Origin of the sequence: Tardiphaga sp. 285_C5_N1_2, assembly GCF_052076065.1 — a bacterium.
Taxonomy (GTDB): domain Bacteria; phylum Pseudomonadota; class Alphaproteobacteria; order Rhizobiales; family Xanthobacteraceae; genus Tardiphaga; species Tardiphaga robiniae.
The window spans coordinates 6,164,127-6,188,995 of sequence record NZ_CP197241.1 but is presented as its reverse complement, the minus strand read 5'-3'; the positions used below and the strand labels follow the sequence as shown (position 1 = coordinate 6,188,995).

22 protein-coding genes, 1 tRNA gene and 1 pseudogene are annotated in these 24,869 nt (G+C 60.7%); 12 read left to right on the top strand and 12 right to left on the bottom strand.

Going from position 1 to position 24,869, the window contains the following annotated elements:
• Positions 1-94 precede the first annotated feature (94 nt).
• Genes AB7951_RS29360 through AB7951_RS29350 form a run of 3 tightly spaced genes read left to right on the top strand, consistent with a single transcriptional unit; the run spans position 95 to position 5,392 of the window.
• Entirely contained in the window at positions 95-1,852 is a 1,758-nt protein-coding gene (locus AB7951_RS29360; protein ID WP_120288067.1) for a type I secretion system permease/ATPase, read from the top strand.
• A complete protein-coding gene (locus tag AB7951_RS29355; protein WP_093757640.1) occupies positions 1,849-3,156 on the top strand; it encodes an HlyD family type I secretion periplasmic adaptor subunit in 1,308 nt (435 codons plus the stop codon). Before AB7951_RS29360 ends, AB7951_RS29355 begins: the two co-directional genes overlap by 4 nt.
• A 10-nt stretch (positions 3,157-3,166) precedes the next feature.
• On the top strand, positions 3,167-5,392 hold the full coding sequence (locus AB7951_RS29350; RefSeq protein WP_120287520.1) for an adenylate/guanylate cyclase domain-containing protein: 2,226 nt from the start codon (positions 3,167-3,169) through the stop codon (positions 5,390-5,392).
• 82 nt (positions 5,393-5,474) lie between these two features.
• Here the strand turns inward: AB7951_RS29350 and AB7951_RS29345 are convergent, their stop codons facing one another.
• The 4 genes and pseudogenes from AB7951_RS29345 to ssuD all read right to left on the bottom strand — a co-directional run bounded on the left by AB7951_RS29345 (position 5,475) and on the right by ssuD (position 8,969).
• On the bottom strand, positions 5,475-6,077 hold the full coding sequence (locus tag AB7951_RS29345; protein ID WP_120287521.1) for a flavin reductase family protein: 603 nt from the start codon (positions 6,075-6,077) through the stop codon (positions 5,475-5,477).
• Between the two features lie 25 nt (positions 6,078-6,102).
• Positions 6,103-6,747 (bottom strand): annotated as a pseudogene (locus AB7951_RS29340) (ATP-binding cassette domain-containing protein); the annotation flags it as partial.
• A gap of 239 nt (positions 6,748-6,986) precedes the next feature.
• Positions 6,987-7,793 (bottom strand): aliphatic sulfonate ABC transporter permease SsuC, encoded by an 807-nt coding sequence (gene ssuC, locus AB7951_RS29335; protein ID WP_068729785.1) that lies wholly within the window; start codon positions 7,791-7,793, stop codon positions 6,987-6,989.
• An 18-nt stretch (positions 7,794-7,811) separates the two neighbouring features.
• Complete coding sequence (gene ssuD, locus AB7951_RS29330; protein ID WP_068730429.1) at positions 7,812-8,969, bottom strand: FMNH2-dependent alkanesulfonate monooxygenase; 1,158 nt, start codon at positions 8,967-8,969, stop codon at positions 7,812-7,814.
• A 528-nt stretch (positions 8,970-9,497) separates the two neighbouring features.
• On the opposite strand from ssuD, the gene AB7951_RS29325 reads away from it, so the two are divergent.
• From AB7951_RS29325 to AB7951_RS29305, 5 genes are all read left to right on the top strand, one after another.
• Positions 9,498-11,303, top strand: a complete 1,806-nt coding sequence (locus AB7951_RS29325; RefSeq protein ID WP_439062020.1) for a putative bifunctional diguanylate cyclase/phosphodiesterase — start codon at positions 9,498-9,500, stop codon at positions 11,301-11,303.
• A gap of 94 nt (positions 11,304-11,397) precedes the next feature.
• Positions 11,398-11,802: a YccF domain-containing protein gene (locus tag AB7951_RS29320; RefSeq protein ID WP_093757646.1), complete on the top strand. Its 405-nt coding sequence runs from the start codon at positions 11,398-11,400 to the stop codon at positions 11,800-11,802.
• Between the two features lie 115 nt (positions 11,803-11,917).
• Positions 11,918-12,979: a polysaccharide deacetylase family protein gene (locus AB7951_RS29315; protein ID WP_120287523.1), complete on the top strand. Its 1,062-nt coding sequence runs from the start codon at positions 11,918-11,920 to the stop codon at positions 12,977-12,979.
• A 208-nt stretch (positions 12,980-13,187) separates the two neighbouring features.
• The gene (locus AB7951_RS29310) at positions 13,188-13,364 is read left to right on the top strand and encodes a hypothetical protein (protein WP_170849619.1); all 177 of its coding nucleotides are present in this window, start codon (positions 13,188-13,190) and stop codon (positions 13,362-13,364) included.
• 46 nt (positions 13,365-13,410) lie between these two features.
• A complete protein-coding gene (locus AB7951_RS29305; RefSeq protein WP_120287524.1) occupies positions 13,411-13,911 on the top strand; it encodes a hypothetical protein in 501 nt (166 codons plus the stop codon).
• A gap of 8 nt (positions 13,912-13,919) precedes the next feature.
• Here AB7951_RS29305 and AB7951_RS29300 read toward each other — a convergent pair whose 3' ends face one another.
• The 3 genes from AB7951_RS29300 to AB7951_RS29290 form a co-directional block, all read right to left on the bottom strand.
• Positions 13,920-15,008 carry an acyltransferase family protein gene (locus AB7951_RS29300; protein WP_120287525.1) on the bottom strand — a complete coding sequence of 363 codons (1,089 nt, stop codon included), beginning with the start codon at positions 15,006-15,008 and terminating at the stop codon, positions 13,920-13,922.
• 112 nt (positions 15,009-15,120) lie between these two features.
• Positions 15,121-16,086, bottom strand: a complete 966-nt coding sequence (locus AB7951_RS29295) for an amidohydrolase family protein (RefSeq protein WP_120287526.1) — start codon at positions 16,084-16,086, stop codon at positions 15,121-15,123.
• Between the two features lie 185 nt (positions 16,087-16,271).
• Positions 16,272-17,084 carry a class I SAM-dependent methyltransferase gene (locus AB7951_RS29290; protein WP_120287527.1) on the bottom strand — a complete coding sequence of 271 codons (813 nt, stop codon included), beginning with the start codon at positions 17,082-17,084 and terminating at the stop codon, positions 16,272-16,274.
• Between the two features lie 382 nt (positions 17,085-17,466).
• Here AB7951_RS29290 and AB7951_RS29285 point away from each other — a divergent pair.
• A tRNA-Arg gene (locus tag AB7951_RS29285) sits at positions 17,467-17,543 on the top strand.
• Between the two features lie 74 nt (positions 17,544-17,617).
• Here the strand turns inward: AB7951_RS29285 and AB7951_RS29280 are convergent.
• Complete coding sequence (locus AB7951_RS29280; protein WP_120287528.1) at positions 17,618-18,658, bottom strand: glycosyltransferase family 1 protein; 1,041 nt, start codon at positions 18,656-18,658, stop codon at positions 17,618-17,620.
• A gap of 538 nt (positions 18,659-19,196) precedes the next feature.
• Here AB7951_RS29280 and AB7951_RS29275 point away from each other — a divergent pair.
• The 3 genes from AB7951_RS29275 (at position 19,197) to AB7951_RS29265 (ending at position 22,825) form a co-directional block, all read left to right on the top strand.
• Complete coding sequence (locus tag AB7951_RS29275; protein ID WP_147421587.1) at positions 19,197-19,853, top strand: hypothetical protein; 657 nt, start codon at positions 19,197-19,199, stop codon at positions 19,851-19,853.
• Positions 19,854-20,324: 471 nt separating this feature from the next.
• Entirely contained in the window at positions 20,325-21,209 is an 885-nt protein-coding gene (locus tag AB7951_RS29270) for a hypothetical protein (protein ID WP_120287529.1), read from the top strand.
• Positions 21,210-22,111: 902 nt separating this feature from the next.
• Complete coding sequence (locus tag AB7951_RS29265; RefSeq protein ID WP_120287530.1) at positions 22,112-22,825, top strand: response regulator transcription factor; 714 nt, start codon at positions 22,112-22,114, stop codon at positions 22,823-22,825.
• Positions 22,826-22,994: 169 nt separating this feature from the next.
• Here the strand turns inward: AB7951_RS29265 and AB7951_RS29260 are convergent, their stop codons facing one another.
• From AB7951_RS29260 to AB7951_RS29245, 4 genes are read right to left on the bottom strand one after another with little or no spacing between them, the layout of a single operon-like run.
• The gene (locus AB7951_RS29260; RefSeq protein ID WP_089263453.1) at positions 22,995-23,447 is read right to left on the bottom strand and encodes a hypothetical protein; all 453 of its coding nucleotides are present in this window, start codon (positions 23,445-23,447) and stop codon (positions 22,995-22,997) included.
• On the bottom strand, positions 23,444-23,935 hold the full coding sequence (locus AB7951_RS29255) for a hypothetical protein (protein WP_439066694.1): 492 nt from the start codon (positions 23,933-23,935) through the stop codon (positions 23,444-23,446). The genes AB7951_RS29260 and AB7951_RS29255 overlap by 4 nt, the downstream gene beginning before the upstream one ends.
• 33 nt (positions 23,936-23,968) lie before the next feature.
• Positions 23,969-24,433: a rod-binding protein gene (locus tag AB7951_RS29250; protein ID WP_120287531.1), complete on the bottom strand. Its 465-nt coding sequence runs from the start codon at positions 24,431-24,433 to the stop codon at positions 23,969-23,971.
• Positions 24,434-24,469: 36 nt separating this feature from the next.
• The gene (locus AB7951_RS29245; protein WP_120287532.1) at positions 24,470-24,865 is read right to left on the bottom strand and encodes a hypothetical protein; all 396 of its coding nucleotides are present in this window, start codon (positions 24,863-24,865) and stop codon (positions 24,470-24,472) included.
• Between the last annotated feature and the right edge of the window lie 4 nt (positions 24,866-24,869).

Genomic DNA, 24,869 nt, shown 5'->3' with positions numbered 1-24,869 from the left:
CCTGACTGATGGCATAATGGCTGTCAGATCGGGGCTTGGGGTGGCGCTTGGTACCTGACGAGCGACCGTCCGCATGATCCGCAAAGGTTTGACGATGCAGCGTGGCCTGTCACGAACCTCCAGCCTGCCGGCGCGGACCGAGCTTGGCGATGCCTTGCGGGCCTGCCGCGGCGCCTTTCTCGGCGTCGGGCTGATGAGCTGCATGATCAATATCCTGTATCTGACCGGCTCGTTCTTCATGCTCGAGGTCTATGACCGTGTGCTGCCAAGCCGCAGCGTGCCGACTCTCGTCGGTCTCATCGTCCTGGCCGGCGGCCTTTACGTGGCTCAGGGTATTCTCGACCTGCTGCGCGGCCGCATTCTGGTGCGGATCGGTAGTTCGCTCGACGAGGCGCTGAGCCCTCGCGTGTTCCAGACCGTGGTGCGACTGCCCCTCCTCGCCGGCGGACACAACGAAGGCCTGCAACCGCTGCGCGACCTCGATAACGTCCGCTCGTTCCTCTCCGGCATGGGGCCGAGCGCACTGTTCGACCTGCCATGGCTGCCGCTCTATCTGGCGATCTGCTTTGCCTTCCATCCGATGATCGGCGTCACCGCATTGGTCGGCGCAGTTCTGCTGGTAGGCCTGACGATCCTCACGGAAATCATGACTCGCGAACCTGCGCGCGAGGCCAACGGTCTTGCGGCACGCCGCAGCGGCATTGCCTCGGCCAGCCGGCGCAATGCCGAAGTCGTCGTCGCGATGGGCATGGCCGGGCGTCTGACGCAACGCTGGCGCGAGGCCAACGAGACCTATCTGGCCGGCAACCAGCGCACCAGCGATGTGGCCGGCGGTCTCGGTGCCATCGCCAAGGTCATGCGCATGATCCTGCAATCGGCGGTGCTCGGCGTCGGTGCCTATCTCGTGATCAATCAGGAAGCCACCGCCGGCATCATCATCGCGGGCTCGATCCTCAGCGCCCGCGCGCTGGCGCCGGTCGATCTGGCGATCGCGCACTGGAAGGGGTTTGTCACCGCCCGGCAGAGCTGGCATCGGCTCAACGGGCTTCTATACGCCTTGCCGGATCAGGCAGCTGTTACTCAGCTGCAGAACCCGTCGCAGAAACTGACGATCGAAGGCGTCAGCATCGCACCGCCGGGTGAGCAGAAGATCACGGTCAGCGACATCACGTTTGCACTCGCGGCCGGCAACGGCCTCGGCATCATCGGACCGTCGGGCTCCGGCAAGTCATCGCTGCTGCGCGCACTGGTCGGCGTCTGGAAGCCGGTGCGCGGTCATGTCCGGCTCGACGCCGCGGCGCTCGACCAATGGGCGCCGGACGATCTCGGCCGCCACATCGGCTATTTGCCTCAGGATGTCGAACTGTTCGCAGGCTCCATTGCCGACAATATCTGCCGTTTCGATCCCGACGCGAAGGATGACGACATCATCACTGCGGCAAGGCAGGCCGGCGTCCATGACCTCATCGTCGGTATGCGCGAAGGCTATGATACGCAGGTCGGCGATCACGGCGGCGTTCTGTCCGCCGGTCAGGCGCAACGCATCGCGCTGGCGCGCGCACTGTATGGCGATCCGTTCCTGATCGTTCTGGACGAACCGAATTCCAATCTCGACACCGAAGGCGATGAAGCGCTGACCAAGGCCGTGCGCGCGGCTCGTACGCGCGGCGCGATCGTCATCGTGGTTGCACATCGGCCGATCGGCATCGAAGGCGTCGACATGTTGCTGGTGCTGAAGGATGGTCGTATGCAGGCCTTCGGACCGAAGGAGACCGTGCTGGGTCAGGTTCTGCAGCGCCCGGCAGCACAGCCGATCAAGATCGTCGCCGACGGCGGAGTAGCCAAGCCATGACTACGCCGCTGACAGGATCGCGCCGCTCGATCCGAATCCACCTCATTATCGGCCTCGTTGTTGTGCTCGTGCTCGCAGGCGGTTTGGGCGGCTGGGCATCGACGGCGCAGATCTCCGGCGCCCTGATCGCGCCCGGCTCGGTGGTCGTCGATTCTAACGTCAAGAAAGTCCAGCACCCGACCGGCGGCGTCGTCGGCGAAGTGCGCGCCCGCGACGGCGACCTGGTAAAGGCCGGCGATGTCGTCGTGCGTCTCGACGACACCGTCACCAAGGCAGGCCTCGCCATCGTCACCAAGAACCTCAACGGATTGTGGGCACGCGCGGCGCGGCTGGAAGCCGAGCAGCGCGGCGTCGATCGTATTACGTTTCCACCGCAGCTTATCGAGCAGATCGCGGATGACGACGTGAAGAATGTCATCGCCAGCGAGACCAAGCTGTTCAACGTGCGCTCGACCGGCCGCGTCGGCCAAAAGCAGCAGCTGCGCGAACGCATTGCGCAGCTCAACGAGGAGATCGCCGGCCTCACCGCGCAGGAAACTGCCAAGACCCGCGAGATAGCGCTGGTGGAGAAGGAATTGGTCGGCGTCCGCGGATTGTTCGACCAGCAGCTGGTGCAGATCTCGCGCCTGACCGTGCTGGAGCGCGACGCCGCGCGCCTCGCCGGCGAACGCGCGCAATTCATCGCCGCCCGCGCCCAGGCCAAGGGCAAGATCACCGAGATCGAGCTACAGATTTTCCAGATCGACAAGGATCTCGTCAGCGAGGTCTCCAAGGATCTGCGCGAGACCAATGACAAGATCGGCGAATTCGTCGAGCGCAAGGTCACTGCCGAGGACCAGCTGCGCCGCATCGACATTCGCGCGCCGCAGGACGGCATGGTGCTGCAATCCACCGTGCACACCATCGGCGGCGTCATCACCGCCGGCGACGCCATCATGCTCATCGTGCCGCAGACCGACAATCTGTCGGTGGAAGCCCGGGTCAATCCGCAGGATATCGACAAGCTGCAGATCGGCCAGAAGACGCTGCTGCGACTCTCCGCCTTCAACCAGCGCACCACGCCCGAGCTCAACGGCGCCGTCAGCCGCGTCTCGCCGGATACGACAACGGATCAGCGCACCGGGCAGAGCTATTACACGATCCGGATTTCGATGCCGGCATCGGAAGTCGCCAAGCTCGGCGATGTGCGCCTGATCCCCGGCATGCCTGTCGAAGCCTTCGTGCAGACCGGCGACCGCACCATGCTGTCCTATCTCGCCAAGCCGCTGAGCGATCAGTTGATGCGCGCCTTCCGCGAGAAATGACCCGCCAACCATGAAGCGCATGCGGCGAGTGACACGGCTGGCGCGGCGGTTCGGTTGGGCACGCGCATTCTGTCTTGTCTTGCTGCTGGGCCTCGCGCTGCTACGCATCGCTGACCCGCCCGCCATCGAGGAATTGCGGCTGCGCGTCTTCGATACCTATCAAGTGATCCAGCCGCGCATGAAAACGGCGAAGCCCGTCACGATCGTCGATATCAACGAGAAGAGCATCGCCAAGTACGGCCAGTTTCCATGGCCACGGACGCTGCTCGCACAACTGGTAACGCGGCTGACTCAACTCGGCGCTGTCGTCATCGCCTTCGACATCGTGTTCCCCGAGCCGGACCGGCTGAATCCGGCGCTGGCTGCCGACGGCTTTGCCGGCCTCGACGACGATCTGCGGGCCCGACTGAAGACGCTGCCGAGTAACGATCAGGTATTCGCCGACGCCATCAGGCGATCCCGCGTGGTGCTCGGCGAATCCGGCCTGCCTTATGAGGTTCCGGGCCTAGACAAGGCGTTGCCGACCACCGGCCTCGCAACTCTTGGCGGCGAGCCGCAGCGTTTCATGGTGGATTTCCCGGGACTGTTACGCAATATCGACGTGTTGGAGAAAGCTGCCGCAGGCCGCGGCCTGTTCTCGATCCGCAACGAACGCGACGGGATCGTGCGCCGCGTGCCAATGCTGATGCTGACCCAGGGCGTGACGATGCCCTCGCTGAGCTTCGAGATGCTGCGCGTCGCCTCGGGCGCCGACACGATCCTCGTCAAGTCCGATAGCGCCGGCATCAAGAGCATCCGCGTCGGAGGCTTCGAAATTCCGACCGACAGTGAAGGACGGCTGTGGGTGCATTTCGCCAAGCACGATCCCAGCATCTATGTCTCCGCCGCCGACGTCCTCGACGGCACTGTGCAACCTCAGGCGATCGCACGGCATCTGGTGCTGATCGGTACCTCGGCGGTCGGCTTGCTCGATACCAAGACGACACCGCTCGATGCGGTCATTCCCGGCGTCGAGGTTCATGCGCAGGTGCTGGAGAGTGCGCTCACAAAGACCGTGCTGTCGCAACCCGCCTATACGCGTGGCGCCGAACTGTGCATTGCGATCATTCTCGGCGTTATCGTGATCTGGCTCGCCCCGATGTTCGGCCCCGTCACCCTTATCATCATGGGCGCCGTGTTTGCGGCGCTGCTCGCCGGTACATCCTGGTATTTCTACACGCAGCACCGCCTGCTGATCGACTTCACCTATCCCTTGCTCTCGACCACACTGATCTATCTCACGCTGATCTTCAGCAATTTCGTGCGCGAGCAGGCGCAGCGCCGCCGCATCCGCTCGGCCTTCAGCCAGTATTTGTCGCCGGCGCTGGTGGCTCAGCTCGCCCAGTCGCCGGAGAAACTGGTACTTGGCGGCGAGGAGCGCGAAATGACCATCATGTTCTCGGACGTACGCGGCTTCACTACGATCTCGGAATCCTACAAGCACGATCCGCATGGCCTGACCACGCTGATGAACCGCTTCCTGACGCCGCTGACCAATGCAATCCTCGATCGCAAGGGTACCATCGACAAATATATGGGCGACGCCATCATGGCGTTCTGGAATGCACCGCTCGACGACGACCAGCACCAGATCAATGCCTGCCACGCCGCGCTCGACATGCTGGATCGCATCGACGCGCTGAACAGACTGCGCCAGACCGAGGCCGAGAACGGCGGCCACGTCTATATACCGATCAATGTCGGTATCGGCCTCAATACCGGCATCTGCGTCGTCGGCAATATGGGATCGGATCTGCGCTTCGACTATTCGGTGCTCGGCGACAGCGTCAATCTGGCCTCGCGTCTCGAAGGCCAGTCAAAGGAATACGGCTTTCCGATCATCGTCGGCTCGAAGACCGCGCTCGCCGTCAAGGACAAGTTCGCCATTCTCGAACTCGACTTCATCATGGTGAAGGGCAAGAAAGAACCGGAAGTGATCTACGCCATCGCCGGACGTGAGGACGTGACGCATTCGGAGCGCTTCCAGACACTGCGCAACCTGACCATCGAAATGCTGGCTTGCTATCGTAGTCGCGACTGGGACGGCGCATTGTACGCCGTCGAGCGCGGCCGCAATTCCGATGTCGCGAATGCGCTCGAGAAGCTCTACGACCTCTATGAGAAGCGCATCCGCGCCTATCAGGAGACCCCGCCACCAGCGGACTGGAACGGCTCGTTTGCATTGCTGACGAAGTAATCCCACGTAGGGCACAATAGCAAAGCGTATTGCGCCACCGGCGGTGGGTTACGCTGCGCTAACCCACCCTACAATCTATGGATCAGATTTCGCGCAGTGCCCGCATGCTGGGCACGCTGACTTCGGCGAGCTTCAGATTATCTTCGTTCTGGTCGATCGCCACATATTGCCCGTCCCAATAGGTCAGCGCGGTGTGCGGGACCGAGGTGATGACATCGCGGACGCGGCCGATGACGATGGCGTGGGAGTGGCGCTCGATGACTTCCTCGACGTCGCAGTCGATTGCCGCAAGGCTGCCGGCCAGCAGCGGCACGCCGGTTGCCCGGGTAACCCATTGCGCGCCAACGAAACGTTCTGCGCCCTTCAATCCGCCCTTGCCCGAAAATCGCTCGGCCACGTCGAGCTGATCAGCCGACAAAATGTTGACACCGAAGGCGCCGTAGCGCTGCAGCAGTGGCCAGGACGACGACTCCCTGTTGACGCTGACGATCAGCGTCGGCGGTTCGACCGACAGCGACGAGACCGATGTCACCGTCATGCCGGTGATGTCCTTGCCACGCCCGACGGTGATCACACTGACGCCGCCGGCTAGCACCCGCATGGCGCCACGGAATTCTTGCGAAGAGACCTCGCGATCGGAAGAAATCTCGCGATCGACGGTGATGTTACGAACGACGGAATTCATGGCAGCCTCGCAGGTCACAATAGTCTCACAAGCCAGTGGCGTCGGCTCCCGGGCCGAGCAGATTGCGCAGGATCGAACCTTCCAGCGCCGCAAGATCTGCCGAGCCGCGCTGCCGCGGCCGGGCGATATCGACATTGATATCGTGCGCGATGCGGCCGTCTTCAATCACAAGCACGCGATCCGCCAGCGCCACGGCCTCGGACACGTCATGCGTCACGAGAATCGAGGTGAAGGTCTGGTCATGCCACACGCGGCCGAGCAGTTGCTGCATCGAAATACGCGTCAGCGCATCGAGTGCGCCGAGCGGCTCGTCGAGCGCCAGCACACGCGGATGGCTGACCAGTGCCCGCGCCAACGCGACACGCTGCTTCTGGCCGCCAGACAACACGGACGGCCATTGATCGCGCTTCTCGGCGAGACCGACTTCCGTCAATGCACTTTCGGCACGCGCCTTGGCATCGGCCGATGTCCGGTCGGTCCCCAGGCCAACTTCCACATTCGAGAGCACGCTGGCCCATGGCAACAGGCGCGGTTCCTGAAACATCACGCGGATGTCCTCCGCGCGGGTTTCCTCGCCAAAGCTGATCGTGCCGGCGGTCGGCGCGTCGAGGCCTGCGATCAGGCGTAGCAGCGTGCTCTTGCCGCAGCCGCTCTGGCCGACAATGGCCACGAACTGGCCGGCAGGAATATGCAGATCGACGCCGCGCAGCACTTCATTGCTGCCGAAGGATTTGCGGAGACCGCGGATGGTGAGCGACAGACCACGGGACTTCTGCTCGGCCGGACGCCGCGCTTGCGTGGCGAGGGCCTGTTCGAAATCGACGGGCGCATCGATGACCTGAGCATCGGCATGGCTAAGGCGAAGGGACTGTTGCGCGGTCATTTCAAATTCTCGCTTCCGAATTTCGCTCAATGTTTCTGAAAAGCCGGGTGCCAGGACAATGTCAGCCGTTCCAGCGCGCGCGAGGCGCTGTCGGCCACCTTGCCCAGCAGCGCATAGATCAGGATGCTGAGGACGACGACGTCGATCTGCATGAATTCGCGCGCCTGCATCGCCATGTAACCAAGGCCCGACGAGGCCGCGATGGTTTCGGCCACGATCAGCGTCAGCCACATGATGCCAAGCGCAAAGCGCACGCCGACGAAGATCGACGGCAACGCGCCCGGGAAGATCACGCGGCGGAACAGCTCGCTATTGCGCATGCCATAGATGCGGCCCATCTCGATCAGCTGCGGATCGACCGTGCGAATGCCGTGCAGCGTGTTGAGATAGATCGGGAAGAATACGCCAAGCGCGACCAGGAACAGCTTGGCCGATTCATCGATGCCGAACCACAGGATGACCAGCGGGATCAGCGCCAGATGCGGCACGTTGCGCACCATCTGCAGCGTCGTATCCGTGAGCTTGCTGCTGAGCTGGGACAGACCGTTGGCCAGACCGAAGGCAAAGCCGATGCTGCCGCCGATCAGGAAGCCGACGGACGCTCGCCAGAACGACACCCAGATATTCTGGGCGAGTTCGCCCGAGACCAGCAGCTTCCACCCGGCCAAGGCAACATCGGTCGGCGCCGGCATTACCCGTGCCGGCACATAACCGGTCACGCAAGCGGCCTGCCAGACGAGCAGGATGACCAGTGGCACGATCCATTGGGTCAGGCCATCGATGCGCGGCAGGCGAAAACTGCGAACGCGGGGAAGAATTTCAACAATGCTCATGATGGGTGCCTGTCGGAATTACGAGGCGCTCTGCGCGCGATGCTCATTGGCAACGATTTCACCGACCGGGCCGGTGCGCGTGCGTAGCGATGTGACGTTGTCGTGCTGTTGCAGCGACAGCAGCGGAAAGACGAGCTCGGCGAAGCGATAGGCCTCCTCGAGATGCGGATAGCCGGACATGATGAATGTATCGACGCCGACGTCCTGATATTCCTTGATGCGCGCCGCCACCGTCTGCGCATCGCCAACCAGCGCCGTACCGGCTCCACCACGTACGAGGCCAACACCGGCCCAGAGGTTCGGGCTGATTTCGAGCTTGTCGCGGCGACCGCCATGCAGCTGCATCATGCGCTGCTGACCGACGGAGTCCTGCCGCGCCAATGTCTTCTGCGCGTTGGCAATGACGTCGTCGGTGACATATTGAATGAGTTCGTCGGCGGCCTTCCAGGCCGCCTCGTTGGTCTCGCGCACGACCACATGAAGACGGATGCCGAAAGACAGCTTGCGGCCGCGCTTTTCGGCAGCAGCCTTGACGCGCGCAACCTTCTCGGCGACCAGCGCGGGCGGTTCGCCCCAGGTGAGATACTTGTCGACAGTGTCCACCGCGACATCGATGCCGGCATCCGACGAGCCGCCGAAATACAGCGGTGGGCGCGGCGACTGCACCGGCGGGAAGATCAGGCGACCGTCTTCAATCTGGATATGCTTGCCCTGGACATTGACGGTCTTGCCGGCCAGCAGGTCGTTATAGACGTTGAGGAATTCGCGTGTGACGGCATAGCGCTCGTCATGCGGCAGGAAAATGCCGTCGCCCTTGTTCTCGACCGGATCGCCGCCGGTCACGACATTGATCAGGAGGCGACCGTTGGTGACGCGGTCCAGCGTTGCGGTCATGCGCGCGGCGACGCTCGGCGATTGCAGGCCCGGCCGGACGGCCACGAGATAGCGAAGCTGTTCGGTCCACGGGGCCACAGCGGATGCGACCACCCATGAATCCTCGCAGCTGCGCCCCGTAGGCAGCAGCACGCCGAAATAGCCCAGCTGATCGGCGGCCTGCGCGATCTGACGGAGATATTTGAAGTCGATGTCGCGCGCACCATGGGTCGATGCCAAATAGCGTCCATCGCCGTGGGTCGGCAGGAACCAGAGAACATTGGCTTTGGATGGATTGCTCATCGGTGACGTCTCTCTCGCATCGGGCGACCATTGCGGCACCGCGAGAGGATGGTGTCATGACATAAGTCTGTCGAGTGGCCCGGGAAAATAGCGACGCGCGCACTGTGACTTACGTCAATGACGAGGCGTTCCTTTCAAACTTCCGGGCATATGCAGCGCATTTTTCTCCGCCAATCCTGCATCCTGCGGCGATCACAACCGCGTGGGTTGGAATGCAAGAGCTCGACCGTCGATCAGCGCGACTGAGTGGAGAATTTCATGCTGAGATCGCGGCGTATTACACTCAGATTGTTTTGCTCAAAGGCTCATCATGAGAATGATCGTACAGGCCGTCATTGAGCAATCTGGCGCTTTCGCCGCCGTCATTGACGCTTTGTTAATGACGTCAGCACCGCTGCCGCTCCAAATCGCGCGGCATTTACACAACTACCCGCGTTTTGCGAACCGATTTAACCAAATCGACAAGGCGTTTTGCGAGGCTCGGCCATCATGCAGAACGCATCCGCCCCAAGCTCGTCGGCCTCTCCAATGGACAGCGACCGCCCGACCGCAACCTCTTCCACCGAGGCTGCTACCGGATTCGTGGATAGCGATGCCGCACGCGAATTGGAGATGCTGCGCGAGATCGTACGCATGCTGCCGGCCTCCGTCACTGTGCAAGACGATCAGGGCGACTTTCTGCTGGTGAATGACGCCGCGGCAATCCAGTTCAATGCATCGGCAGACCAATTCAACAGACCCGATCCGCAATCGCATTTTTTGGTGCAGGCACTGACGCATCGGCGCACGACTGCACTCGACCTGCTGCAGTCCGGCCGCTCCGCGGTGTTCGAGGAACGCGTCAATTCCGAACGCGACAGGCGCGTGTTCCTAACCACGCATCGTCCGGCGCGTATCGGTGATCGAAGCGTGCTGCTGTCCAGCGCCACCGACGTGAGCCGGCAGAAAGAGATGGAAGAAGAGCTGTTTCGTCGCGCTTATTACGACGAGCTGACCGATCTACCGACGCGGCGCGTGATCGAAAAACATGTCGGCGACATCATTGGCCATTCCGGCGAGACATCGCATTTCGCGCTGGCCTTCCTCGACATCGACAATTTCAAGCACATCAACGACTATTACGGTCACAGCGTCGGTGATGCGCTGCTGGTACAGTTCGCCAAGCGGCTGGCGCTCGACCTGCGCGGCACCGACATGCTGTCGCGCATCTCCGGTGACGAATTCCTGCTGCTACTGAACCCGATCCAGAGCCAGCAGGAGGTCGCCGAATATCTCGAGCTGCTGGTGCAGCGGCTGCGTGCGCCGTTCTTCATCGACGGCTCCGAAGTATTCGCCTCCGCCTCGATCGGTGTCAGCCTTTATCCCGAACACGGCCGCAACTACGACGCGCTGCATCAGAACGCCGATATCGCGATGTATCGCGTGAAGAACGAGACCAAGGGCGCTGCGGTGTTCTTCGACTCCAGCATGGAGAGCGAGGCGCTGACCCGCATGGCCACCGAACAGTCATTGCGGCTGGCGATCCTCGACAAGCGGTTCTGCTGCGCGTTTCAGCCGAAGGTCGATATCCGCAACCTGGAGATCAAGGGTATCGAGGCCCTGGTGCGGCTGCGTAACGACGATGGCGTGATCCAGGCACCCAGCACCTTCATCAATCTGGCAGTCGAACTCGGCCTGATTGACGAGCTCACCCATCTGGTGCTCGCCGAGATCATGAAGTCGATCGACCTGATCGACGAGACCTTCGGCGCCACCGCCAGTATCAGCATCAACGTCGCCGCCAAACAGGCTGGCAACCCGGAATTCATGCGCGCCTTTGCCAGGGCCATCGAGGAGACCGGCTGCCCGACGCGCTTCATGGTCGAAGTGACCGAAGACGCATTCGTCGCCAAGACGCATTTCCAGGACGACATCCTGCCGATGTTCCGCGCGCTCGGCGTCGGCATCTCCATCGACGATTTCGGCGTCGGCTATTCGTCGCTGTCGGCGCTGGCGGATATCACCGCCGACGAGATCAAGATCGACCGCTCTTTCATTACGGACATCCACAAGCGCCCGCGCAGCCAGGGCATCCTCCGCGCCATCGAGTCGCTCAGCGAGGCGCTGGGCATGACCGTGATCGCCGAAGGCGTCGAGACCTTCGAGGAACTGGCCTATCTTCAGGCCGCGACCAAGATCCGCTATGCGCAGGGCTATTATTTCTCCAAGCCGATTTTTCTGGAAGAACTGCAGCCACAGGCACGCACCAGTAGCGACCTGCGCGGCGCATCATCGGCTCGTCCGGCAGCAGATGCCCGCCCCGCCTATTCCCGCTCCGGCGGCCGGGGTTATTGAGGCACCGCCCTCTCCCCGTCATTGTCATCCCGTAACCACATCCCATCTGTTAAGGGACTGAAAACCACGCGCTACGCATCACCAGAGAGCCCCCATGCCCGTCGTCCCGCTGTTTCTGAATATCCTCTGGATCGTGTTCGGCGGATTGGGAATGGCGGTCGGCTGGCTGATCGCGGCCGTTGTCATGGCCATCACCATCATCGGCCTGCCCTGGGCCCGCGCCGCCTTCAATATCGCCGCCTATACGCTGCTGCCGTTCGGCCAGCGCGCCGTTGACCGCGAGGCCGTCACCGGCCGCGGCGACATCGGCACCGGCGTCTTCGGCCTGCTGGGCAACATCATCTGGCTGGTACTGGCCGGCTGGTGGCTGGCGATCGGCCATCTCCTGGCAGCGCTGGCCCTGGCGATCACCATCGTCGGCATTCCCTTTGCCTGGGCACATCTGAAGCTCGCCGGCATCGCGCTATGGCCGATCGGCAAGGTCATCGTACCGGCCTGACGCGCATTGCGTTGAACAAATTCAAATTTTCTCGTTGAGAGTGCGCCGCGCATACGCGTGATTAACTATTTCGCTCAATGGTGAAACGAGGTGGGCCTCGGGCGCCGGAGTGATTATGCGTAAGCTTCCTTTTTTGATCGTTGCAGGTTCTTTCACGGCGGTTGTCGCCGCGGGCGCTGGCGCCTGGCATTTCTTCGGGCCCACCGGTGCTCAGACCAGCGCCAAAGCCGATAAAGGCGAGCTCACCACAGCCTCGATCGACACGCGCGCGCCGAAGTCGAACTCGACCGCACCAATCGAACCGCCGCCGCGTGTGCAGGCCGTCGCAGCTGCACCGGCTGCCGCGCCGATGCCCGCCGCTCCAGCCGTTGAAAAACGCCCGGCCATCGCCAAGCCCGTCTGCAACAATCCGGACGCGCTCGGCGTGTCACGCACCGTGCAGATCGACACCACCGGCGGCCCCGGCCTCGGCATGTCGCAATATCGCGATTATGACTTCCTGCAGCCCGGCGAAGTCGTGCTGACCTTCGATGATGGCCCGTGGCCGGTGACGACGCCCGCCGTGCTGGCGGCGCTCAGCGCGCAATGCGTTCAGGCCGTGTTCTTCCCGATCGGCAAGCATGCCACCTGGCATCCTGCGGTGTTGAAGCAGGTGATCGCGGCTGGCCATTCGGTCGGTACCCATACCTGGTCGCACCAGAATCTGGCGACCAAGACCCCGCAGGAAGCCAAGGACGAGATCGAGCGCGGCATCAGCGCCATCACGCTGATGGCCGGCCGGCCGCTGTCACCCTTCTTCCGTTTCCCGCAGCTGCGCCAGAATGCGGAGCTGAAGGCCTATCTCGCCGAACGCAACATCGCCGCCTTCTCCATCGACATCGATTCCGAGGATTTCCGCATCCACAATGCCGGCAAGCTCGTCGCTTCGGTGATGGAAAAGCTGAAAAAGAAGGGCAAGGGCATCATCCTGATGCACGACCTGCACAAGTGGTCTGCGGCTGCCGTGCCGGACCTGCTCGCCCAGCTCAAGGCCGGCGGCTACAAGGTCGTGCATATCCGCGCCAAGGACACGCTGCCGACGATCGCAAGCTACGACGCCGCCATCGCCGCCGAACTGCAGCCGGTGAAAACCAGCAATGCGCGCCCGATTTCCAACGTGATCCTGACGGTCGACTAACACCTGATCCACTCGGGTTGAGCCCAATCGAGGCCGGGGCGGCACCGCTGCGCCGGCCTTTTTGTGTTTCGTGGCAAGGCGCGCGGCGAAACAAAACGATCCCCCGACGAAACCATTATCTACCTCGACGCAGACCGCCTGAAACCGGGCATGGTTATCCATCTGTCCAACGAAGCGGCACACAGCGCCGCCCAACGGGGACAGTCAGATGCGCATCATCGGTTTCATCGTCGCCTTCTCGTTCGCCTTTGCCGGCCCGTCATTCTCCGGCACCGCGATGAACGACCTGCCGGGTATCGGCACCTTTTCCTACAACGGCGCGCAGATCGCCCCAGATACGGCGACCGCGAAATTCGCCTATCTGACGCTCACGCGTCGCGCCTGATCGCACCCCTCCCCTCCGATATCCCCAGACACAGAAAGCCATCACCATGACCTCATTCAGCGCAAATCTGATCGGACACACCCTCAAGGCCGCCACTGTCGGCGCAATCCTGATGCTGTCGGCGACGGCGAGCCAGGCCCAGTCGGCGAGCCCTTTTGCCGGCTTTGACGGATCGTGGAGCGGCAGCGGCACCGTGTCGCTGTCGGATGGCTCCTCCGAACAAATTCGCTGCCGCGCCACCTACAACGTCGTCGGCGGTACCGCGCTGAAACAGTCCCTCCGCTGCGCCAGCGACAGCTACAAGTTCGAACTCAGCAGCGACGTAAAGAGCCAGGGTAATCAGGTGACCGGCACCTGGGGCGAAGCCAGCCGCAATATCTTCGGCAATCTGCAGGGCAGCGCCGGCGGTGGCCAGATCGATGTTTTCGTCGAGGCCGCCGGCTTCGCCGCCAACCTGACGCTGACGACCAAGGGCAACAAGCAGCTGGTCTCGATCAGCTCCAAAGGCCAGATCCGCGACGTCTCGATCAATATGATCCGGAGCTGAGGCAGAACCTATGCGGCTTGATGCTGTCGACCCACAGCATCAAGCCCACTGCCTGACACGAGTGTTTTGATGCCCGGTTGCCGCCTGCGCCTGATCACGCGAAGCAGTGGGTTTTCAATTGTGAGATGCACGATGATGCCCGCGCCGCCGGCTATGGCGACATAACACAGCATCATCATTGTCGATGCTTCGGGCGTTGGCAGCTGAAGCCATCGCTCATTACCTGTTTTCATGACGTCGAAAACGATCGGATGCGTGAGATAGATGGCGTAGGACGCATTGCCGATCAGAATAAGCGGCTGCCAGGTTATGGCACCGCCGGCATATTCGACAAACAGCGCACTGGCGACAATCACGACCGGCGCGGCTGCGGCGAGCGCCATATAGACCGACGGCGTGACGCTGTTTGCCCATAGCGGTCCCACGAATTGTGACCCATAGCAGAGTGTGACGAGTGCGGCGCCGATCCAGACAATGGAGCGTTGTGGTGCAGCGGGAGCAAAAACCTGCAACGCATAGAAGATCGCGATCCCGGCGATGAAGAACTTCGTATAGTCGAAGGACAGATAGTGGCAGGCAGCCGCCGTGCAGACGGCGGCCGCGGCATAGTTCAACGCCACCAGGCATCCGACAACGATCAGCGGCGCCAGACGGCGGCTGATCACAAGCGCGGCTGCGAAGATCAGATAAAAATACACCTCGTAGTTCAGCGACCAACCGACATTCAGGATCGGATATTTGTCACCGATCGGCGCGAACATCAGGCTGCGGCCGACATAGGCCCAGAGCGGCTCGGACGAACGGCCATCCAACGGCTTTGCCCATGTCTCTGCCTCAAGCAGCGCAGATCCGAACATCACGACAAGAAGCACGGCTGTGCACAGCCAATAGAGCGGTGCGATCCGCTCCAGGCGCTTGGCGAGAAAATCGTCATCACCCTTCCGGGTGATGAAACACATGATGAAGCCGGAGATGACGAAGAAGGTGGAGACCCCGAAGAATTCGGTGTGCCAATCGCCCGCGAACTTGTAGCCGGTGTGGAAGAACACCACGCCAAGGGCAGCTATGCCGCGCAACACCTGCAGATTTGACAGCATGGGCCTCCCTCAACCGCCCGTCGCGGTCGGGGGCAAACCTCTGGCAGAGACGAGAGTTCCGCCGATCCGGAACTCTTGCGGGACAAAGAAGGCGGCGAGGTGACGCCAGCGGTCAGAAGCCGTAAAGCCGTGCGGGATTGTCGACGAGGATTGTCTTGCGAAGTGCCGCGTCGGGCGCCCACATCGCGAGCTGGTTCAGCAGGCGGCCGTCGTCAATCTGAAAGAGCGGCGTGACCTCGGTCGGCTTCCTGCCAGCCGGCGTCACCGAATCCGGATGCGGCCAGTCGGTGCCCCAGATGATCCGCTCCGGATTGGCGGCGATCAGCGCCTTCGCCAGCGGTGCGACGTCCGGGTAATCTGGCCCTTGTGTCGAAGCGCGATAGGCGCCGGAAATCTTCACATAGGCCTTGCCGGTTTTGACAAGGTCGAGCAGGTCCGCAAAGCCCGGCTGATCCAGCCCGAGCCTGGCTTCCGCGCCACCGAAATGATCGAACACCAGCGGCATCGGCGCACTGGCAACAACCTCCTTGATCGCAGATACCAATGGCAGATTGGTGAACATCTGGATGTGCCAGCCTCGCGTCTTCATCCGCTCGATCGCGCCCTGGAGACGCTGCTTGCCGATGGCGGGGTCGCTCACGCCGCTGGTCGCAAGATTGATCCGCATGCCGCGAATGCCCGCGGCCGTCATGACGTCGAGCTCGCTCTCCGGTGTCTTGTCATCGATGACGGCAACGCCGCGCGCATCGTTGCCGCGTGCCTTCATGCCGAACAGGGTCGCCGAATTATCGGTGCCATAGATGCTGGGCGTGACGATCACGACACGCTTGACGCCGAGTGCCTTGTGCAGCGCCGCCATTTCCTCCGGCGACGCCAGTTCCGGCGTGTAGACGCGGCCTGCAAAAAACGGGAATTTTTCGGGATCGCCATGAATATGGGTGTGACAGTCGCAGGCGTCTGCAGGCACCTGGAAATTCACCGGCGTCGCCGGCTGCGCGGCCTTGCCAACCGCAAATCTGTTGCTGAGCACGACAGCCCCCGCGATTGAAGAGAGCAGAACACCGCGTCTTGTGAACATTGGTTCCTCCCTGATGTCGTGACGCCATTTTGGGCCGGCGTTCACTTGATTGAGGCCAACGTGATCGTTTCGCGATCCATGTCAAGTGTGCTTCCACATGCTGCAAAGCGAAGACGACGGGGATCGCGCTCCTGCTGCACAGCCCGATGCCAAATTGGCTGTACAGCAGCTCGCTCGCAGTCATGTCACGGTTTGCGGACGGTCACGCGCAGGAACGTCGCCTTCACCGAAGTCGCCGAAGGATCAGAGCTTCTGTTCTGGCTCTCGAAGAGCTTTACAAGCTCGCCCTTCAAGGTGTCGGCGCGACCGTCTTTTTCAGCCGCATCGAAGGCATTCATGGTCGGACCGTAATAGGCCCTGAACTGGTCGACGAACTTTGCGGGCGTTCCGGCAAAGTTGAATTCGTAGGAGTCACGAGCGAATGAGATATTTGGCTTCGGAATGCCGGCCGATGTGAAGCGCTCGACAACATTGTCCTCGACACCCCAGGTCATGGGACTTACGAACCCTTCCGGCGGAGGAGGCGAATAGGACGAGCTGATTTTAAGGATCTGCGCCACCAGAGTGGGATCGTTCGGGATCCAGTTTCCCATCACAATCCGGCCGCCCGGCCGCGTGACACGAACCATTTCCCTGGCAACATCCGATGGCCTGGGCGCGAACATCGCGCCAAAGATGCTGACAACGAGATCGAAACTGTCGTCCTTGATATCTTTCAGATTCGACGCATCGCCTTCCTGAAAACGACACGTAAGCCCTTCCGCCATCGCGCGCCTGTTGCCAGCCTCCACCAGATTGCGTGCAATATCGACGCCCGTGACATTTGCCCCGGCTTTTGCTGCTGGAAGCGCTGTCGTGCCATCTCCGCATCCAAGATCGAGCACATCACTTCCGCGCGTGATCCCTATCGACGCGACAAGCGCTTCGCCGCTGGCACGCATCGTCTCAGCGATACGGGTGAAATCACCTTTCTCCCAAAGAGCCTGGTTGGGATTCATAGGACATCCTCCAATGTTCGACATGGGAACGGCCGGCGCCTGGGTCGGTTCGCAGAACGGCGCCTGGGTAGCCGGAGTTATGTCACTCGGCTCCTGTTCTAGGTTCAGCATTCACGATCGGACGTCCCGCTGCCAAACACAGCGTGATTGAGCAAATGGACGAGGTTCCGGGACAATCACGGGGGGCGCAACCTGGTCCCCTCGCCCCCTCGAAATACCCCACACACCCGCGGCGCGAGCGCTTCTGCGCATCCCGCCCCGATCCGAACGTGCGACCGTCGCCCGAAAGAGGGCACGCGCACTCCAACCGAGCCATTTTCGCCGAATCCGGCCCCGGCCAGCCGTTGCCGCCGCCCGGCCAATCGGCTAAATGGACGCTCAAGCACCCGTAGCTCAGCTGGATAGAGCGTTGCCCTCCGAAGGCAAAGGTCACACGTTCGAATCGTGTCGGGTGCGCCAGATCTTGCCGCGCCGCGCTAGGCGGCCTTTGCGGGGTCAAGCCCAACGGATTGCGCCTCAGAGCTTTGCCTCCGTTAAGCCGTTCGACCATCAGCACGCAGCGTCTCGTCGATGACATAATCGACCATCGCGTCCTGCAGATGATATTTGCGAACATGCTCGCGCAGATCCAGTGCCATCTGGCGCAGATGCGGCTTGTCGCTCAGTCCGCGCTCGATCACGGCCGACAGACTGCCCGGGGTTACGTCGTACAACAGAACATGCTCGTGTTCTCGAACGGGCGCGTGACGCTCGACCGTCGGATAGTTGAGAACCGGCACCGTCAGGCATTGCGCCGCCTCGGCGGTTCGATAGCACTCCCAGCTATAGCCCGACGGCGACCAGGCCAGCCATGCGCTGGAAAGCCGCCGCAGGAACTCGTCATGCGGTAGCCTCTCATGCGGAATATCGACCTTGAGACCCTTGCTTCTCAACGCCTCGAGTTCTGAAAGACCGGCACGGCGCACCCACGAATTTTCCGCAACCTCGCCAACGAAAAACACGTCAGATGTCTTTTCCGGAGGTTCGCTATCGGTATCGACCCTTGTTGCAGGAAGCGAAATGGGGCGGATCTTCGCCAGACGTTCGTTCCAGCGCCGATTGCGCCGTATGCGCCGCGTCGGAAGTGCCGGATGGGCCGAGTGGCAGAGAATGTGCCACCGATCGACGGGAAGCTCGCGTTTAAAAGCCGCGGTAGCCTTGTCGAGCAGAAAAAAGTTATGCGAGCCGACGATGAAGGCGTCGTTCATATCCAGAACGGCGATCGGCACGGGAGGCTTCACGAATCGTAGCCAGGAGACGCCGAACACTCTTGTCATCGCGGAGAGCGGGCGAAGCGGCTGCCGGAAGAAAGCGCGTAGCCAGTAGCGCGGATGCCACGCCGGGCGTAGTGGCATATAGACGATGATCAGGTTGTATTTCCCGCGTCGCGCCTCACGCATCGCTTTGATGAATCGCCAGGGCGTGCAGTCGGCAAAGCCTTTCGCCGCTCGCCCGCGAGGGATCGGACGTTCCCCCGTCCAAAGCACATCCGTCTCTTCGGGATAGATATCCTTGCAGTAGTGCCAGGAGCCCAATTCGAGGATTCTCGGTCTGGTCCTATTTGGGCTTTCTGCCGTCGCACTCACCGATGGAATTCCTTAACAGACGAGGCCAGATCACGGGAGTTGCAATAGAACGGGTATCACCATCACGGATTGATGCGCGACACGACATGAATGCAACAAAAAAGCGCGTCTGACGAGGGCGAAGAAGGCTGCAGCATGCCCGTCTGCAAGCGTTTTTGGCGAGCTGGCCTCAAGGCGCCTTTTAGCCTCTCCCAAAGCCGCCTGCGATCCGACACCCTTCATCCGCTTGCTGCACCGGCTGCAGTATCTACAACACTCGGCGGGGACCGCTGCTCAACCTGTTGAAGGTCGGCGGGCATTCCAATTTTCGCTTTCCGCACCGCGACCGCTGACGCGGCAGGATCAGTCGATGAGCGACCCCCGCGCCACCACCCATATTCCATGTCTTCAACTGGGTGCACCACGCGCTGCAGCCACATCCTCTACAGGACATGATGAAGCATGACATCCTGAGCGCGCGGCGGACTGGATCCATACCTGGTTGGTCATGAAGCTGATCGCATATCAGGGTGGACAAGGCCGAGCGTCGGCACGTCAGATAACCGAACTGTCGGAGCTGAAGGACAGGCGCCAACAAGACAATCAATGTCGAGCGAATGCCAAAGGCAGAGCCCATGCCGCAATGCGGCGGGAGCACCATGCCGGTCCTCTTTCAAATCGATCCACTCCAACGACCTTGGTGACAGAAGGTCGTCAACAAGGGACTCGTTTTGAATGGATCGAATTTGACAATTCGCAACGTGACTCAGTCGGCAGTGCCTTGTGGCTCGGGCGGCTCCTGATCAGGCGCATCACCAAGCGCCTTTCCCCGGGCGAGACTCCGTTCTTCCTGCACCCTGATATTATGCATCAGAGCTGTGAGGCGACGGCCGGTGATGGGCTGACCATCACCCTGGGTAACGCCCTGCGCAGCAAGGCCCGCAGCAATCTCGGTCCACGTCGCGCCGTCTTCACGGTGCATCCGTTCCAGTTCCCGAAGGTTCTTTCGAATAATTTCAGTCGCGCCAGATTTGATCTTGCCGATCGGCGAATCCTGCCGTTCGGCTTTCAACAATTTCACGTAATCGCGAAGGCTTTTGAGATCGATATCCATGGCCACGGCAATAGTGTCGGTTTCTTAAAACGCCACTTCATCAACCGATGAATAGCCCCTATCGATCTATTATCAAGATTTACGGCATTTAACTCAATGCGCGGATTTACCGATTTGATCTGATAGACTTTGGAGTGAGGCAGCTCGATTCATCTATATTTTTACGAATCAATTTCAATATTCTTTGGGTCGACTTTAATTTGATTGTCGCGCATCTCATTGATCGTGCGTGCGCCATTCTCCATTATTCGATCAAATCGCCACCCCGTGACGATCGTGAGATGGGCGGCTAGCATCTCGCGACCACACGAAGACCACACCGATAACTACACAACTCCTATGCGCTCTTGTGCACGACATATCGGTGCGGACGGCACCCCATCATCGTTCGAACAATCTGCATCGTCGTGCGATGAAGATCGACCGTCGGTTGATCGTTTGCGCACACATCTATCTCGACGGCTTCGCGCAAGCTTCGCTTGTTACGCCGCTCTTACGATTTGATTGCCACTGCAGACAGTCATGACCAATGCAAAGATCAGCATGACGATGTCCAAGAAACCGTCGGATTCACAGTCGACCGCTGTGGAAAACGGCAGCCTGTTTCGTGAGCAATCACCGAATTTACACTCCACGCCAAAACCTCATATCGCTGCTGCCGCTGCGATCGACGAGCTTCTCGCCAGCGAAGCGCGGGCGAATATGCAACGCGCTCGCATTTCCACCCGCGAAGAGCCGATCAAGGCAAAGGTGCGCTTCACTGTGCCGCCCGCCCGTATTGTCGCAAGACCGTTACAATCGCCGGCATGGAAAGCTCCATTCTTCTCCCTGGCGATGGTCGTCGGCCTGTCAACGCTCGTTTCCGCTGGCGCGATTGCCTATCTGCTCCTGCGGCCGATGACATCTTCAGCCGTATCTGATGCGGATCTTCGCAGCATTCGCGATTCCGTCGCGCAGCTACGACGGCAAGTTGCGGAGATGACCGGCGATGTGGCGAGCAGTCGCGCTGCCGCTGAAGCTGCCCGTACGCAGGCCGCCGAACAGGCAAGCCGCGCACAAGATCGCGCCGACCGCGAACAAACGGCTCTGGCTGCGAAATTTGCACGCATTGCCGATGAGAAAGCGCAAGCGGTACAGGTCGCAGCCACGCTGGCGAACACTGCCGATATCACCGGCACGGTGCAGCCTCAGGCGCAACGGCCACCAAGTACGTCACGCGAAGTTATTCCCGGCTGGCACGTGCGCCGCGCCTATGATGGCGTCGCAGTGCTCGAGGGGAAAACCGGCGTGATTGAGGTCGTGCCGGGGCAGGATGTCCCTGCTCTCGGGCGGATCCAGGAAATCAAGAACGAAAACAACCGCTGGCAGGTTCTAACCAGCAGAGGCGTCATCCTTTCAGGTCGCTGAATTGATGCCTCGATCTGACTGATCGATACTAACGGCCACGCACAGGCAGGATGCTCGTGACACGCTGGATGACTACCAAGGACGACGCCGACAAGATCGGCAACTTCGGATTCGTATCGAGCGATCCGAGCGCCCTATATGGCACGCTCTTGAGAGCGGATATCAGTATTGGCCGATGCCGACTGATATCGGACCCACGCAATCGCATGTTGCTGCCCCGCACATGACGAACAGACTCTCGCTCCATATGCCCGCGCACGACAATCAATGCGTTTTTCCGTGTGGTACTGCACTGGTTCAAACCGGTGAAGTCGCGATTGCATCTGTGACGACACGCTGTGAGATAGTTCGATGCAAAAAGGGTCCGACTAAATCGTCGCCCTTCATGAATTATCCACTTGTTAGTTTGCTTCAACTGCATGGTTTGCATGCACGACTCTTTGCAAATTTGTGCACCTCGACTACTTGATGATGCGGTATCATCTTGATGACCAGTATGCCGATTCGCGTGTGTGACAACTCGGGCAAGTTCAGCCGATCAAAGCGCCAGATATCGACGATACGGCACGCGATCGGCCACCTCCCCCGTTTTGACATTAGCGCTGGTTCGGTTCTGCCACCGACCGTGCACGACCATGAGATGTCATGTCGTGTTCACATAGCGAGAGGGAGCTCTCTGAAACTACGGATGAATGCAAGCCGGAGAATGTGAGCTGACCGCATCACAGCATTAGGTATCCCGTAAAAAGCGACCGGGCCTCCCATTTGCAAGTCAGCGAATCGCTCAAAGGCCCATCCATCCGCTCAAGTAACTGTTGTGTTGCGTCTTCAAGACAAAAATGGGGCGAGTGCGCCTAATTCGACCCCATAACGATATCAAGGCGAACACGCAGGGGATTAAAATGTTTGTTGTAATCGATGACCGAGAGGGCGTCACACAAGGCTATGCGGCCGGGTTTGATCGCGAAGGGGTTGTATCGATTGGCTTCACGTCTACAGACTTTCGCGATTGGCTGGAATGTGCCGTTGGTAATGATTTAACTGTCATTCGGGCCTTTCTGCTGGGCGATTGTCCGGATCGGACGAGCATCCCATCCAGTATCCGCAACAGGTCACGGGCGCCGATTATTGCGCTCAACAGCCTGAAGCACCTCAAGCAGACCATTGAGTTGTTCGAAGCTGGCGTCGATGACGTCGTTCACGCACCGGTCCACGTGCGCGAGATCATGGCACGAACGGCAGTTATTCGCCGCCGTACCATCGATCAGCACGAACCGGCACAAACGAGCGTCATTCGTGTCTTTCTCGATGGCCGCGACCCGGAGGTTGCCGGTCGCACTTTGGTCCTGCCACGACGCGAACTACGCATTCTCGAACACCTAGTCGGGCATCAGGGCAAATGGCTGACGAAGACCCAGCTCTTCAACGCCATCTACGGTCTGTTCGATGCCAGCTTCGATGAGAATGTGATCGAAAGCCATGTGAGCAAGCTGCGCAAGAAGCTACGCGATCATCTCGGCTTCGACCCGATCGAATCGAAGCGTTATATGGGTTACCGACTGGACGATCTGAAGTCTCGTCCCGCTCACGAAGCGCCTGTTTCAAAGGCGAACTAAGGCTCACGCCTTACGCGCAAGAGGACGCCGACCACGGCGTTGGCGTCCACCGCCTCCTCAAACTGCTGTGCAAGACACAGAGCTTCTCGCTTAACGCGAAGTACCACACATCCACCACGCTAGATCATTGAGCATCACCGTACCACAGCGATGACCACTCGCTGTAGTCTCAGCGGCGAATCTGATCCTTCGACACATAGTTGAAATCCTGCACCAGGACTTCCTGCAGCGCCTCCGTCTGCAGACGCTTGTTGACCTGCGCGCGCACCGTCTGCGCGAATTGCGTGAGGTCGTAACGACCGAGATTCTTGAAATCGAGCTTCTGGTCGCCATAGATCATACGGAATGCTTCATCGACGACGAACGGCTCCGGTGGCACCGGAAGCTGACGCAGGACTTTGGCGTTAGCAGTGAAGACGAGCTGGGTGACGATATAGCCCTGAACGCTGCCGTCGGCGATCATCGGCACATTGATCACCTTGACCTTTTCATAAACCAGACCTTCAGGTTGGTCCTGCTTCGCGGGCAATGCAGCCGCAGTCTCCTTCCAATATGAGATCCCGAAACTGGTACCCACAGTGACGAGGCAGGCCCAAATGCCCGTGATCAGCAGCTTCATCATTTGCGCTTGCCTGCGATCGCCAGTGAGTAGGTGCCGTCCGATTCAACCTCCTGGATCGAACGCGCGATGATGGCCGAGACCTCACGCACGGCATCGAGATGGATCTGTAACGCAGCTTGATTACGGATCAGGCTGGCGCGCAACAGTGTGAGTTGCGGCGTGACGCGCGGATCATTCTTGATGTCCTGAGTCAGCCGCATTGCCCGAGTCAGCTCGAGCAGGCCACGGTTCTTGCGCTGGCTGAAGCCATCGAAATCCACTACGGCACGAACCTCAAGCTTCTCCGTCTCCTCATCGATGGTTGCTTTCAACCGATCAATTGCGGTCAGCGCGCTGCTTTGCGTACCGAGCCATTGGCCAGGCGCATCGTCCGCCTCACCGAAAACGGAGGCTTCCTGCGCAGCCGATTCAGGAAGGTCGGTCTCAGGCAAGGCCAGAGCCTGTGCCTCGACGGGGATGACTGAGGTCTGCTGTTCGATCTGTTCCATGTCGATCTCTACTGTCATGGCCGGAATCGGCCGTTAGCCTTCGGAAGTTGGAGCCGATGTCGGGCGCGATTTGGCCAGTTGCTTGGCGATGCCGACGCCGTTGCCCTTGGCCATTTCATTGCCGATCTGCTCGGCGAGCATCGAACGCCAGACATTGCCGGCGGTACCCTTGCCGAATACGTCCTCCGCATCCTTCGGCAGCATCGTTTCCACGAACATCTGCAGCACGAAGGCTTCGAACTTGCGATAAACCGGATTGCTTCCCTCAGCCTTCCGAATGATCGGTGTTGACGCTATCTCTCCGCCGCTGACGGGGGCAGTCTTCGAGCTCTGGGCGGCCTGCCCTGCGGCAAACTCGTCGGCGACCGCAGATGCGAAGTTCGCCTCGCCCGCCGGCGCCATACGCTCAAGCCTCGTTGCCGCGACACGTTGAGCGGCCGGATCCGCCGCCTTCATGACATCCGCAATTAGATCGTTCGATACCGGGGCCACTGTCATGACATACCCTGCGCAACTGTCAGAATTCCCATCGGTCTATGCTCCCTCGATCGACCGCCGTGCGGCCTTGTCGATCTCGTCGTCCAGAACCCGCTTTTCGTCGGCCCGAACCGTGCGTCCGACCGCCGACTTCACCATTTTCAGCGCATGTTTCAGCTTGCGGCCTTCGTCGCGCGCAAGCGCCGCCAGTCTTTCCCTGGTCTTGGCTACGACGCCTTGCTCGATGCTAGCGGCGCGCAGACTTTGGCTGGCGGTCTGCACGGCCAAATCCGGAAGCTTGCTCTCATCATTGAACCCTTCCAGAATGAGGCGCTGCTTCTCCTCGAGCTGGTTCTCCCGTGCCTGGCATTCCATCAGCTGCCACTCGGCAATCCGGTGCAGCCTTGCCTGCACGGCGGCGATACGGCGGATCTTGTGGTCGCGCTTTTGCATGGTT